The 13,380-nt window shown below is 65.2% G+C and carries 9 protein-coding genes and 1 tRNA gene; 2 read left to right on the top strand and 8 right to left on the bottom strand.

The genetic code is table 11. The features are described from left to right. Positions 1-186 precede the first annotated feature (186 nt). Positions 187-1,593, top strand: coding sequence for a tRNA guanosine(34) transglycosylase Tgt (tgt, locus tag L8V00_RS00050; protein ID WP_269943870.1), 1,407 nt, complete (start codon positions 187-189; stop codon positions 1,591-1,593). Positions 1,594-1,637: 44 nt separating this feature from the next. On the opposite strand, the gene L8V00_RS00045 is transcribed toward tgt, so the two are convergent. From L8V00_RS00045 to L8V00_RS00025, 5 genes are all read right to left on the bottom strand, one after another. After that, a complete protein-coding gene (locus L8V00_RS00045) occupies positions 1,638-4,268 on the bottom strand; it encodes an MMPL family transporter (RefSeq protein WP_269943869.1) in 2,631 nt (876 codons plus the stop codon). Positions 4,269-5,164: 896 nt separating this feature from the next. Continuing rightward, positions 5,165-5,253 (bottom strand) — tRNA-Ser (locus tag L8V00_RS00040). A 153-nt stretch (positions 5,254-5,406) separates the two neighbouring features. Continuing rightward, the gene (locus L8V00_RS00035) at positions 5,407-5,565 is read right to left on the bottom strand and encodes a hypothetical protein (RefSeq protein ID WP_193393353.1); all 159 of its coding nucleotides are present in this window, start codon (positions 5,563-5,565) and stop codon (positions 5,407-5,409) included. A gap of 397 nt (positions 5,566-5,962) precedes the next feature. Continuing rightward, entirely contained in the window at positions 5,963-6,391 is a 429-nt protein-coding gene (locus L8V00_RS00030; RefSeq protein WP_269944063.1) for a nucleoside deaminase, read from the bottom strand. Between the two features lie 246 nt (positions 6,392-6,637). Next, positions 6,638-7,189: a tRNA adenosine deaminase-associated protein gene (locus tag L8V00_RS00025; RefSeq protein ID WP_269943868.1), complete on the bottom strand. Its 552-nt coding sequence runs from the start codon at positions 7,187-7,189 to the stop codon at positions 6,638-6,640. A 40-nt stretch (positions 7,190-7,229) separates the two neighbouring features. Here L8V00_RS00025 and L8V00_RS00020 point away from each other — a divergent pair, with 40 nt between their 5' ends. Continuing rightward, positions 7,230-8,420 carry a prephenate dehydrogenase gene (locus L8V00_RS00020; RefSeq protein ID WP_269943867.1) on the top strand — a complete coding sequence of 397 codons (1,191 nt, stop codon included), beginning with the start codon at positions 7,230-7,232 and terminating at the stop codon, positions 8,418-8,420. A 37-nt stretch (positions 8,421-8,457) separates the two neighbouring features. Here L8V00_RS00020 and L8V00_RS00015 read toward each other — a convergent pair whose 3' ends face one another. The 3 genes from L8V00_RS00015 to L8V00_RS00005 form a co-directional block, all read right to left on the bottom strand. After that, positions 8,458-9,675: a hypothetical protein gene (locus L8V00_RS00015; protein ID WP_269943866.1), complete on the bottom strand. Its 1,218-nt coding sequence runs from the start codon at positions 9,673-9,675 to the stop codon at positions 8,458-8,460. Positions 9,676-10,635: 960 nt separating this feature from the next. Further along, the gene (locus tag L8V00_RS00010; protein ID WP_269943865.1) at positions 10,636-11,784 is read right to left on the bottom strand and encodes a trypsin-like serine protease; all 1,149 of its coding nucleotides are present in this window, start codon (positions 11,782-11,784) and stop codon (positions 10,636-10,638) included. After that, positions 11,781-12,869, bottom strand: coding sequence for an acyltransferase family protein (locus tag L8V00_RS00005; protein ID WP_269943864.1), 1,089 nt, complete (start codon positions 12,867-12,869; stop codon positions 11,781-11,783). Before L8V00_RS00005 ends, L8V00_RS00010 begins: the two co-directional genes overlap by 4 nt. Between the last annotated feature and the right edge of the window lie 511 nt (positions 12,870-13,380).

Here is a 13,380-nt window from a genome sequence, read left to right as displayed (position 1 = left end):
CCGAGGAGGGGGAAGCGCTTAGCTGGCGGGCCCGAACGGAGGGTGGGGCCAGTGGGGCCCATGTGACGGCGCGGCATCCGGGAGTGCGGGAATCGGTGGTGTTGGAGGGGAAATCGGCGGTGTGGGATGGGGAATCGGCGGCGCGGAAAGGGGCGCCGGTGGAAGCGGAGGATAAAATAGGGCGCTATGGCCGACAATCAGGAAAACACCAGCGCGGACGCGGGCGCGGGCGCCGCAGACCTATCCTTCGAGGTGCGCACCCGGCTGCGCGATAGCGACAGTGCAGACGCGGGCGCGGCCGGAAACGCAGGCGCAGCTGGAAGCGCGGGCGCAAGCGCGGACGCGGGCGCAAGCGCGCGCCTTAACGGAGGCGCAGGCGGGCTGGGGCGTACGGGCGTCATAAAGACTCCGCATGGGAACATCCACACCCCAGCGTTCATCCCGGTGGCGACAAAAGCAACGGTCAAGACCCTCACGCCCGAGCAGGTGCGGTCGACGGGCGCGCAGGCGATGCTCTCCAACGCGTACCACCTGTACCTGCAGCCGGGCCCGGACATCGTGGACGAGGCCGGCGGGCTCGCGACCTTCGAGAACTGGCACGGGCCGACGTACACGGACTCCGGCGGCTTCCAAGTCATGAGCCTCGGCGTGGGCTACAAGAAAGTCCTGGCCATGGACACGAAAGGCCGCAGCGAGGCGGACATCATCCAGCAGCAGAAGAAGCGCATGGCCGTGGTGGACGAGGACGGCGTGGATTTCCGCAGCGTCATCGACGGCAGCAAGCACCGCTTCACGCCGGAGGTGTCGATGCAGATCCAGCACCAACTGGGCGCGGACATTATGTTCGCGTTCGACGAGCTCACCACGCTGGTGAATACCCGCCCCTACCAGGAGCAATCCGTCGCACGCACGCATCGCTGGGCGCGCCGTTGCCTGGCGGAGCACCAGCGGCTCACGGACTTGCGCACGCACCGCCCGCCGCAGTCGCTGTGGGGCGTGGTGCAGGGCGCGCAGTACGAGGATCTGCGCAGGCAGGCCGCCCGCGGGCTGGTGCAGCTGTCCGAGGAGGCGGAGGCGCAGGGCAACCGCGGTTTCGGCGGCTTCGGCATCGGCGGCGCGCTGGAGAAGGAGAACCTCGGCACGATCGTCCGCTGGGTCGCCGAGGAGCTGCCGGAGGATAAGCCCCGCCACTTGCTCGGCATTTCGGAGCCGGATGACCTGTTCACGGCGATTGAGGCCGGCGCGGATACGTTCGATTGCGTCGCGCCGACTCGCCTGGGCCGCCGCGGTGGCGTGTACACGCTGGACGGTCGGCTGAATCTTATGGGTGCGCGGTTTAAGAGGGATTTCTCTCCTATTGACGCCGCAGTAGGCGGTTATGTCTCGGAGAATTATTCGCGCGCTTATATTCACCACCTGCTAAAGGCGAAGGAGTATCTGGCCGGGACGTTGTGCACCCTGCATAATCTGCATTTCATGGTGGGGTTGGTGGACCGGATTCGCGAGTCCATGGAGCAGGGGCGTTTCTATGAGTTCCGGGAGGAGTTCATGGGGCGCTACTACGGCCCAGCCTGGCGGGAGCGGCTGGGCTAGCGTTTGCGGGGGTTCCGTGGGCTGGCGGGCGGCGGCTGCCGCCTCTAGCGCGCCGGCCTCGGCGCCTCCGCCGGCTCCAGCGCACGCCCTTCGTCGTCGAAGCGCTGAATTTCGCCGGAGCGGAAGTCGCGCTCCAGCTGCGAGCCTTCCACGTCGAAGGTCGGCAGTATGCGGTCCAGCCACTTGGGCATGTACCAGGTGGCCTTTCCAAGTAGCACCATCATGGCGGGGATGAAGGTCATGCGCACGAGGAAGGCGTCGAACAGCACGGCGGCGCCTAGCGCGAAGCCGAAGATCTGCACGAACGGCAGAGGCTGGAAGATGAAGCTGGCGAACACGCCGATCATGATCAGCGCCGCCACGGTCACGACCTTCGCACCCATGCCGAAGCCGAAGATCACGGAGTCTTCAACGGGCGTGTACTTGGAGGTCTTCGCGGCCTCGAAGGATTCGTGCTTGAAGCGTTCTCGCATGCGCGACACGATGAACATTTGGTAATCCATCGCCAGTCCGAAGGTCACGCCGATGAGGAAGATCGGCATGAAGCTGATCAGCGGCCCCGGCGAGTTCCACAGCCCGGCCCAGCCTTCCTGCCAGACCAGCACGGTCAGTCCGAAGGCACCGCCGACGGAGAGCAGGAATCCGAGTGCCGCCATGATCGGCACGGTGATGCTGCGGAAGATCATCAGCAGCAGCACGAGCGCCAGCCCGACGACCAGCAGGAGGTATATCGGCATGGCGTCCGACAGTTGGTCGGTAACGTCCTGCTGGATGGGGATCAGGCCGGTGATGCCCATGTCCACGCCGGTTTCCTTCTCGATCACGTTCTGCTGTCCGCGCAGCGCGTGGATGAGCGTGGCGGTGCCCTCTTCGGTCGGCCCGCCTTCAGGCGTGATCAGCAGCTGCGCGGCGAGCCCATCCTCGCTCTGGCCGATGAGCTGCGCGTGCTTGACATGAATGTTGCTGCCGAGGTTCTCCATCGCATAGATAAATGACGCCTGCGCCGCGGCCTTGGTCTTGTCGCCAGCGCCCTGCGCATTTCCGCCCTGGGCAGTTTCACCCTGCGCGTCCGCCTGGCCCTCAGCGCCCTGCGTATCTCCGCCGCCGCCCTGCGCGTCCGCCTGGCCCTGAATGTAGGTGGCGAGCGCCGGCGAATCCGGGTTTGCGTTCTCGCCGTTGACGACCACCAGGAACGGAGCGTTGCGGCCTGGGCCGAAGCCTTCCTCGAGCATCTCGGCGGCCTTCCGCTGCGTGGAGTCCACGTTCGCCGTCTTATCATTCGGCAGCGAAAGCTGCAGGTTCAGCGCCGGGAGAGTCAGCGCGGCCAGCACCAGCATCACCACTGCAATGGAAATTCCAGGGAAGCTGTACACCAGCTTGATCCAGCGGCTCGCCAGGCCTTGCTTGTGCTGGCCGTCGCCCGCGCGCTGGCGCTCCCCGTCATCCCCGCCAACGCGAACCGCACGCCCGCGCCCCGCCGGACCGCCCGTGAAATACCCGTGCGCCGCATCCTCCCCCACGAGGGCGGAGGCGTACTGCTGCCCAAACGTGGCGTCCTTACGAAAGACCCGCGAGCCACACGCCCCCAGCAGCGCGGGCAAGAACGTCAGCGCCACAGCCACCGCGACCATCACGCTGATCGCCGCGAAGTAACCCATGTACGACAGGAACGGAATGTCTGCCAGGCGCAGGCCGACCAGCGCGATCGTCACCGTCAGGCCCGCGAACACCACCGCCGAACCCGCAGTTCCCGCGGCCAGGCCAATCGCATCCGGGCGCGACCGCCCCTGCCGCAGCTCATCGCGGTAGCGCGACATGATGAACAGCGCGTAGTCGATGCCGACCGCCAGGCCGATCATTAGGCCCAGCGTCGGCGTGATGGAGTTCAGCGGCAGCACCGCCGTCGCACCCACCGTCACCAGAGCGCCAATACCCACGCCCACGATCGCGGTAGCCAGCGGCAGCCCCGCCGCCAGCAGCGAACCGAACGTGAAGAACAGGATGATCAGCGCGACCACCACGCCCGCGATCTCCGAGATCGGCTCGACGGCGATGGGGTCGCCGAAGCCGGGGCCGCCGACCTCCACGTCCATGCCCGCGTCGCGCGAGATCTGGATCGCGTCGTACACCGCCTGCCGATCCTCGTCGGTCACGTCGGCGGGCAGCGGCACGTCGTAGCTGAAGGTCATGGTGCCGTAGCGCCCGTCGGCGGAGTACATCCGCAGGTTCTCCGCGTCGGATTTCGCGGTGGCTTCGGGCATGCCCTGCTTCGTCATCTGGTCGACGAGCATCTTGCCCAGCTTGTCGTTGAGCTCTACGGGGTTGCCGAACTGCATGCCCTCTTTGAAGTCGGGCACGTTATTTCTTAATGACGCCACCGTCTCATCCATTGCCGCCATCAACTCTGGGTCTTCGAGTTTCTTCCCCTCGGGGGCTCCGAAGACTATGTTGACGTCGGTGGATTCGGCGGGGTTTTTGGTGCCCGGGAATTTCTCTTGGAGCATTTCCGTGGCGTGCGTGGAGGGCACGTCTTTAATTTCGAAGACGTCGTTGAAGCCCTTTTGGAATCCCAGCGCGGCCGCCGCGATGCCGACGAACAGCAGCAGCCAGGCGGCGATCACCCGCTTCTTGTGCAGGTAGGACCATCGTCCGAGGTTAAACAGGATTTTCGCCACTGGTTGACCTTCCGCCGGCTTTTGAGTGTGTGTAGGACCTTGCGTTTGCGTTCGTGGTTGCGGCTTCCCACGCCGCAGACAGTTCTCGAAATATATCCTACAGTAGCCAAAATCCCAGGTGAGTTGTGACAGGTGTGACGTGTGTTGCTAAAGCTTCCGGGCGGACCTTTCGCCCCCTCCTTCTAGGCGCGCTTCCAGCTCCCCTACCGCAGGCCCCAAGGGCAAATGTCCCAAATCTTCCACTTTCGGCGGGTAGCAGGTTTGCGGCAAATTTTCGCAACCTTCTGACCTGCGGAAACAGAAAGTTATAAAAACAGAGTGGAAGATTTGGGACACTTTCCCATGTCCACAACCGCTCACCACACCTCCCAAGTGCCCTTTTCGGTGCATTTCCCAAATGCGGGACGCAGTTTTGCACCCTTATTGAGGTATCCCCCAGCCACTTTCAGGCCGTCTACGGCGCTTACAGCGCTTCGCCCTCTCTTACCTCCCCAATAGAGCGCCCTAATTTCGCCAAAACCTGCCCATTTTTCGCCGCGAACCCCTTGCCTCCGAGACTCAATGTCCCAAATCTTCGAGTTATTGAAAGTAGCATATCTGAAGCCAAAATTTGCGCCCCTCTGACCTGCGTAAACAGAATAGTTATATTCTAATACGTGGAATTTGGGACATCCCCGCCCCAACGGCCCTCATTCCCGGCCCTACGCACCCGGTCGCGCACCTCGCGCACGCAACTCCCAGCCCCAGGCACCCCGGCCGCACTCTCCGCGGAAGCACTCCCAGCCCCACGCACCCGGCCGCCCACCCCGCGCACCAGAACCCAAGCCCCCGCGCACGCAAAAACCGCGCGCCGCCTCCCAGTGTTCAACCGGAAAACAGCACGCTGTAAAAAATTTTGGCGGTGGCGGAGGGATTTGAACCCTCGGTTGCTACTAACAACACTCGCTTTCGAGGCGAGCACCTTCGGCCGCTCGGACACGCCACCATAGTCAGCGATTGCAGACTCGTACTAGCGTAACACCCCCACATTTTCGCAACAAAACCCCGCCCTACACACGCGAAAGCCCGCCACGAACCTCAACCAGTTCGCAGCGGGCTTACAATTCAGCGCATCAGCGCGCCAGAAGTCTCAGAGGACTTACTTGTCGCCGAGGACCTTGTCCATGCCCTTGTTCAGGCCGTCCTTGGCCTTGTCGGCCTTGTCGCCGTCCAGCTTGCTGTCGATGGCCTTGTCGGCACCGTCCTGAATCTTGTCGCGGTGCTCGCCTGCCAGATCCTTTGCCTTGTTCAGATCCATTGATCTCTCCTTGTGTCTTCTAGTCGCTAACTTTGTTCTAACTTGTGCGCCCCAGCCGCAGCATTCGCACGACCAGGACGCTCAATTTCCAACGTAGGTTCGTTCTGGATTCCTCGCCACCGCCGAGCCGCCTCCCCAGCCCTCAGACGCCCATTCCACTCGCAAAAGCACTGTTCAGCACCGCTCATTAATTTTCTATAACACTTATTGACGCCCCCTCATCCCCCGCATCCTCACTCTTCTTTTGGGCCTCGCGGCTTGAGTGGGCGGGGATGCCCGGGGGATGTACCGGTCGCGGTGCATTTCAGCGATCGAGCACCACCGGCCGGCGATGGCGTGAACGTGCGGGCGGGCAAGTGTATCCGGCGCGGGCGGGCAAGCGCGGGCTCGCGCGCGCCTAGCGCAGGCGGGCGAAGAACTGCCGCAGCAGTTCTTCGCACTGCCCGGCCAGCACGCCTCCGCGGACCTCCGCCCAGTGCAGCGGAGACTCCCGCGGCACGTCCCAGACGCTGCCACACGCCCCGGTCCGGGGCTCGTAGGCTCCGAAGATGATACTGCCAATTCGCGCCCCGACCAGCGCCCCCGCACACATGGCGCAGGGTTCCAGGGTGACGACCAGTGTGCAGTTTTCCAGCCGCCAGGCGTCCCCGAGCTCCTGCACGGCTTCCCGGATGGCGAGGATCTCCGCGTGTGCGGTGGGATCATTGTCGGCTTCGCGCCGGTTCACGCCCCGCCCCAGTTCGCGCCCGTCCGGGCCGAGAATCACAGCTCCGACGGGAACGTCCCCGGCGGGAGTCTCCGCAGCGATGTCCAGGGCGCGGCGCATCAGCGCTTCCGCGCGCGCATCCCCGCCGGCCTGCGGCAACCCGCCGCCCACGCACGCCTGAACCTCAGCATCACCGCGTACGCCAGCCCCGCTGCACGCGCCCGGCAACCCGCCGCGCAACTCAGCTGCGTCACGCACTTCAGCCCCATCGCACATCTCAGCTGGCTCGGCGGCGCCCCGCGCCCCCGGCACGCCCCGCGCGCCAGCCCCGCTGCACGCCCCCGGCGCACCTTCCACCCCCACCGGCTAGAACTCCAGCTCCACGCCCACCAGGTCCGCCAGCTCGTCGGCGAAGCCCAGCTCGTCCGCCACGCGCAGAACCTGCTCCGCCCCGTACAGGTCATCGTCGTAGAAGATGATGGACATTATCTGCTCGCTGGCACCTAGATCCTCCAGCAGGTCGAAGTCGCCCTCGGGCCAGGGATCGTCCGAAGCGTCGGCCTCCTCTTCCGAAGGCTCGTCAATGTCCAGGGTGTCCAGCACCTCGCTGGCAATGTCGTAGTCCAACGCGGCGGTGGCGTCACTAAGTAAGATCCGCACGCCGCTCGGCACCGGGCGGAGCACAACGGACCAGTCGTCCTCGATGCACAGCAGCCCCACGACCGGGCCCTCCGCGCGCGAGGCTCGCAACTCCGCGATGAGGTCGGGCAGGCTTTCTGTTGCGCGGGTGGGGAGTTCGCGCAGGTGCCAGTGGCCGTCGGTGCGGATGGCGGAGACGGCGAAGGTCAGGTCGCCGCCGTCGCTGCTGTCACGGCCGGCGCCGTCGCTGCTGCCGTTATCGAAGCTGTCGGTGCTCATGCCTTCCAACGCTAGTCGGCTTTGTGGAACACTGGGTAGCGTGAGCTACGAAATTTCTTCCGACTACCGCCTAAGCACCCTCCCCGAGGACCGCCGTCCGCTGTGCATCCTGGGGCTGGGGCTGATCGGCGGCTCGCTGATGCGCGATGCGCAGGCCGCCGGCTGGCCCGTGTTCGGCTGGAATCGGTCGGAGAAAACCGTCACCCGCGCGCGCCGCGATGGCTACGACGTCTCGGCCGACCTCGAGGCAACGCTCCGCCGCGCCGAGGAGGCCGATGCGCTCTTGATCCTTGGCGTGCCGATGCCCGCGCTATCTTTTCTTCTTGACGCCATATCTCAGCACGCCCCGACCTGCGGCTTTACTGACGTGACCAGCGTGAAGCAGGAGGTGCACGACCTCGTGGAGGCGAAGGGCATGTCCGATCGCTTCGTGGGTGGACATCCGATGGCTGGCACCGCGAACTCGGGCTGGCAGGCGACGATGCACGGGCTGTTCCGGGGTGCCGTGTGGGTCGTGACGTATGACAACGCGCGGGAGCTAGCGGGGGATGGGGACGCGAGCGCGGCAGGCACCAGCGGCGCGGGCGCGGCAGGCGGCAGCGGCGCGATTTCGAGAGCCGCGGGCGTGGCAGGCAGCGACGCGGGCGCAGGTTCTAGCGCAGCGGGAGCAGCGGGCGCAGCTGCCAACGCCGACGCCGACGCGATCAGCAAGCGCTGGCTGGATACGTGGGTGCGCGTGGTTGGGCTGGCCGAGGAGGTCGGCGCGTCGGTAATCCCCGCCATCGCGCGCCGACATGACAGCGCCGTGGGGCGTGTCAGCCACCTACCGCACATCCTCGCCGAGGCACTGGCAGTCGCGGGCGATAGTGGAGGTCCATTGGCGCTGAGCCTGGCGGCGTCAAGTTTCCGCGACGGCACGCGCGTGGCTGGCACGGACCCGGACCTGGTGCGCGCGATGGTGGAGAACAACCGCCCTGCCGTGCTGGAGGCCCTGAACCAGACCATTGAACTGCTGCAGAGCGCGCGGGAGGATATCTCCCACCCGGATCGGTCCCTGAAAACCCTTGCCGAGGATGGCCACGCCGCACGCGGGCGCTTCGAAGCGCGGGCAGGCCGCAACAAGGGCGATGCTTCCAACCGGCCGATTATCCGCGTGCGGCCGGGGGCGCCGGGGTGGCTGGATCAGCTTCGCTCGGCGGAGTCCATGGGCGCGCAGATCGGCATTTTCTAGCGCCGGGGGTGCCGCGCGCTGCCGCCGCCGCGCCCCGCTAGCAGTCGTCCTTTGTCTTCGCCGGCGGGGCGCCTTCCAGCACGTCGGGCAGCTTCTTCGCCAGGGAATCCGCGCCCGCCCACGCAGTAGGTTCCAGCCCATCGTTGGGAATCGCCATAATTGCCACGGGCGTCATTTCCCCGTTCGGGCCAGGCACCAACCCCAGCTGTCGGTAGATAAACCGCCCGTCCGGCTCCGGCCCCCAGCCGCCCTTAAACTGCGCGCCCTTGATCTTCGCCAGCCCATAGCTGTGCTCCGGGATGATGTGCTCCATGCGCGTCAGCACCTTGTCGGAGCCATTCATGCACCGGAACCCGTTCATGAATTTCACCTGGTTCGTCAGCTTCCACTTAATCGCGCCGAACCCGATGTAGACCCCATCTTCAAACTGCTTCGCCGCGTTCGTCGGGTCGCCTACGCGGTGCATGTAATCGCGCACTTTGTAGGCGGCGGTACGGTCCGAGCCGTCGCCGACATACATCCAGAGCCGAAACGCGGCGTCATTATCCGAATAGTGGATCGCCGCGTCCATGTCGGCTTCCATCGCAGCGCGAGGGGCGGGCTGGCCGTGAGCTTCCACGTGGCGCAGCTTTTCCTCGACCGCGCCTGCGATCGGCACCTTGATCGTCGACCAGGCGCCCTCCTCGTTGAGCTTGCCCGCGTGCAGAGGGCCATTCTCCCCGAGGATCGCCACTCCGACCTGCACGTTGTTCTTCTTGGCGATGTCCGCCGCCAGCTTGTCCAGCTTCGCCTGCTGTTCCTCGTCGGTCGGCGGGGTGGCGTCTGCGCCGTCGGTGCCGTCGTTGTAGGGTGCGGCGGCGGTGTTGGCGGCGGGTGCGCTCTCTTCGCCCTTCTTCTCGACGCCCCCTTCCCCGCCACTTAACCCCATCACCAAACCGACCGTGATGGCGAGGACGGCGGCTCCCACTGCGAGGCCTGCGACGACGCCGCCGCGGGCGCCGCGGCCGCCGGCACCGCCGCTCCGCGGCTGCCCTTCGGGCTCGTCGTACTGACCGGCGGGCAAGTCGAACTTCCCGGCAGCTTGCGCCCCGTCGGCTTGCGTGGCAGCAGTCCCCTGCCACTGCTCATCAGCAGCTTGCGCTCCGGCGGTAGCTCCCTGCTGCGCGCCCGCCTGCGATTCCGGCTCCCCCGTGTACATCCCACGCCAGCCCTGAGAGCGACGCGGAGCGCCATCGGGGCGCTCATTGCTCGCCATCTTCCCTCCTTGACCAGCCATTTCCTTGTGCTCTTCCACCTCAGCGGCGCAACCTCCACCGCTTGACGATTCCGAGAGCGATCGCGTTCAGTCTAGCCAGGAATCCCCACGCTCGTGCCCCGCACACTCCCATTACCGAGACTCTTAACTCCCTCCGGCAATACTCTTAACCCCCTGCGGCAGAACTCTTAGCCCCCCCAACGACGACACGCTTACTTCTCCAGTGGCAAAACTCGCCATAGACCTCCCCAGCTTCGCCCCAAAGCCGCCCACACCCTGTCATTTGAGCCCGCTTGGGCCTCCTTCAGCCCCGTCGGGAGTACTTGCGAAAGCCCAGATGTCCCAAATCTTCCACTTTCGACAAAAAGCAGATTTGCAGCAAAATTTTACACGCCCCTGACCTGCACAAACAGATAGTTATAAAAATAGAGTGGAAGATTTGGGACATCCCCCTTCGCGCCAGGCCTCCAAAAGGCCCGATTTTGGGCAATTCCCGAATGAGAGGCGCAACTTCACACCCCTACCCAGGTATCCCCTGCCCCGGTTTCGGCCGTCTATGGCGCTTACAGCGCTTCGACCTGAAACCAACCCCCACCGCATCTGCCTGCAGACCTGACGCAGACGCACCATCAGACATGCCACAAACGCGCTGCGGGCACGACTCCGGAGAAGCAATGTCCCAAATCTTCGAGTTATTGAAAGTAGCGGGTTTGAAGCAAAATTTTGCAAGCCTCTGACCTGCGGAAACAAAATAGTTATATTTTAAGACGTGGAATTTGGGACATTGCCCTCCGAAACTGCCCGCACCAGAGGTGCCGTGGGACGTAAACACGGGCAAAACCCGGCGCGAAGCGTGCGCCCGCAGGGTCAGGCTCGGCACGGCGTCAGGCGCCGGTCAGGCCCGGCGCGAACGCCTCCTACCCGCCAGCTAGGCCGGGCACCCCTGCCCGGCAGCTGCCCCTACTTCGACATCTTCCGTCCGCCGAACCAGCCCAGCGCGAGCGCCAGCACCAGCCCGGCCGCAGCCACCGCAAGATACCGCCCGACGTAATCTCCGCTGGTCTGCGGCGTTTTCGGCGGAGCAGGAGTGGTGTCCGCTGTCAGCACGCTGGACGTGTCGCGCCCGCTGGTGACGTCCTCGATCCAGGACGCGGCGTCCGAAAGCGTGGTGATGGCCGCCGTCGGCGAGGGCAGGTCCGGGTCTCCGTTGGCCGTACCCGCAGTCGCGAGACCTGCGAGTTTGCCGCCGACGAAGAACGGCGCTCCCGAGTCGCCGCCCTGCATCGCAGCGCGCGAGAGGGACTCTGCCTCGAGGATGCCGCCGACGATTTTTGGCATGACGTCACCCGCCTCACCTGCGGAAACCTCCCCACCGCCCATGGCGATCTCGGCGGGGACGGACTCCACACCTTCGGGGCTTGCGGCTTCCGCAGAAGCGGAGGACTTCGGCGCGCCGGCGCCGGGCGCGGGGATAGAATCCACGCCGCCCTCAACATGCGGCGCGCCCGGCACCTGCGAGTCGGCTGGCGCCTCGGAGTTTCCAGGAGACTGCGGCCCGTCGACGCCCGGAGCCTCGCCGCCACTCGGCGCGCCCGGCACCCCGGCCCCGCCGCCAGCGCCCGGCCCAGCGAGAACTTCCCGCACTCGCATCCGCGCCACCGGCAGTTCACCCTTGCGCGCCATCAGCGAGCTGCTGCTCCAGCCGTAGAGATTCCCCTCGTCGCCCACGCCCGGCATGCTATCGGCCAGCTCCGCCGGAGTAACTCCCTCGACGGGCTTGGTGAGGCGCAAGAGCCCGGCGTCCATAACAGGCGACAGCGACCACGAATCCGCGTCGTAGACAGCACCCGCGATGCGCGCCTGCGTGCCCTCGTTGGAGACGGATTCCAGGCAGTGGCGCGCCGTCAACACCCACTGCGGGGCGACGAGCGTGCCCGTGCAGTCGCCGAAGTTGCCAACGCGCCCGATGCGCAGGGATGCGACCGTCCGCGATTCCGCGTTGTCCGGCGCGTGCTCGCCGTATTCCAGCGCGCTGGCGGGGGTCGCGCACGTGCCGGCCAGGGCTGCTGCAGCCGCGATGGCTGCCGTTCGTAGTGTCAGTTTCTTCATGCTCGTGCTCCTCGTTCTCCCGTGATCAGGCGGACCACCTGCGCGACGCATCGCTCCGCCGGCCCCTGCCCTGCAAACAACTTCCGCGCCGGCCCGGCGGCCAGCTTCTTCCACGCCCACGCGAACGCCAGGAACGCCGCGATAAACGCCGCCGCCCACAGGTCCGAGTGCAGCGCCACGTGTGTCTGCCACCACAGAGCCGTAAGCACGTGCAGGATGTATACCGTCAGCGCCATCGAACCCAGCGCGACCAGCGGATTCGTGGCCTTTACACGCCGCCCGACGATCAGGCTCAGGTGCAGCACGATGGCGGCGACGGCGATGGAGAGCACGATCTCGCCCAGCACACCCGTGTGCCCGGTCGCGCGCGCCCAGCCGGGCAGGTCGGTCTGAAAGCGCAGGTAGAAGCCTATTGCTGCGGCGAGGCAGGCGATTGCGGTTGTTATCTTTATGACGCCACCAGCCCCCGTGCCGTCCTTTCCCACGTACACGTCGAAGAGGATCATCCCAGCCAGGATGTACGCGACCCACGCGAGGTGTGGGTACGGGAGCGGGAGTTCCAGCGGGGCGTAGCGCCACGTGGCGGCGGCTGTAGCAATCAGCAGGAGCGCGACTTTCGCGGCCGTTGGCAGTGGAGGTACCCAGGCGGTGGCGAGCATTGTTGCGCCGAGGACGACCAGCACGACCTGGATCTCCCCGCCAGCGGGCAGGAGCACCAGGCCGATGAGGGTGATGAGCGCCCCGCGGGCTGCGAGCTTCGCGATGGTCTGCGTGGTAGGCGCCTTGTGCGCGTCGGCGCGTGCGCTGGCGTTGGTCCAGATGAGCATCATGGTCACGCCCGCGATCACCGCGAACAGTGCAGCCGGGAGCCCCGACAGGATCACCTTCGTTTGCCATAGCGGGTGGCCGAGGTGCAGGTAGATCATCCCGAGTATTGCGAGTCCGCGGGCGATGTCGAGCCCGAGGATGCGCGGGCGCTTTGCATTTGCCGTTCCGTCGGCTGCCGTTTCAGCGCTGTTTGCGCTGGTGAGGGCTTGGTCTCCGCGGGTTGTCGCGGAGCTCCTAGAAGTAGGTGTTTTAACCACCCGGCTGTCTCCTTTTCAGTTCTCAGTTTCAATTCTCGAGTCGACAACTTGGGTCCAGTTCCCCAATTGAGTCTGCTGTTGAGTTCTCAAACTCTGTACTCGAGTTCAAAGTGCGTCCGCTATGCGGAACGATTGTCTTTTTAATCCCCGATTCTTAAGATTTCCTGCTGCCCATTTGCAAGCCCCCTGTAAGCTTCTTCTAAGTTCCCCGCCCCGCCGAGCTGTTTTCTCGCCTCGGCTGGCCACTGCCCCTGCCCGCCACACCATTTCCCTTCGCTCGCCAGGCCGATTTCCGCCCCACCGAGCCTTCCCCGCCGCCACTGGAGCGCTTGAAAAAGACCCAATGTCCCAAATCTTCCACTTTCAAAGAAAAGCAGATCTGCAGCAAAAAATTGCAAGGCTCTGACCTGCGGAGATAGATAGTTATAGAAACAGAGTGGAAGATTTGGGACATTCCCCTCCTAGCCAGGCAGCCAAATAGCCAATTTCTAGGCGCCTCCCGAATGAGGGG

This window comes from Corynebacterium evansiae (assembly GCF_027570065.1).
Lineage (GTDB): Bacteria > Actinomycetota > Actinomycetes > Mycobacteriales > Mycobacteriaceae > Corynebacterium > Corynebacterium evansiae.
This window is presented reverse-complemented; position numbering and strand designations above follow the sequence as displayed.

Coding starts and splice junctions, on each gene's coding strand:
- tgt (WP_269943870.1), top strand. CDS start 187: ATGGCCGACAATCAGGAAAACACCAGCGCGGACGCGGGCGCGGGCGCC.
- L8V00_RS00035 (WP_193393353.1), bottom strand. CDS start 5,565: ATGGATCTGAACAAGGCAAAGGATCTGGCAGGCGAGCACCGCGACAAG.
- L8V00_RS00030 (WP_269944063.1), bottom strand. CDS start 6,391: ATGCGCCGCGCCCTGGACATCGCTGCGGAGACTCCCGCCGGGGACGTT.
- L8V00_RS00025 (WP_269943868.1), bottom strand. CDS start 7,189: ATGAGCACCGACAGCTTCGATAACGGCAGCAGCGACGGCGCCGGCCGT.
- L8V00_RS00015 (WP_269943866.1), bottom strand. CDS start 9,675: ATGGCGAGCAATGAGCGCCCCGATGGCGCTCCGCGTCGCTCTCAGGGC.
- L8V00_RS00010 (WP_269943865.1), bottom strand. CDS start 11,784: ATGAAGAAACTGACACTACGAACGGCAGCCATCGCGGCTGCAGCAGCC.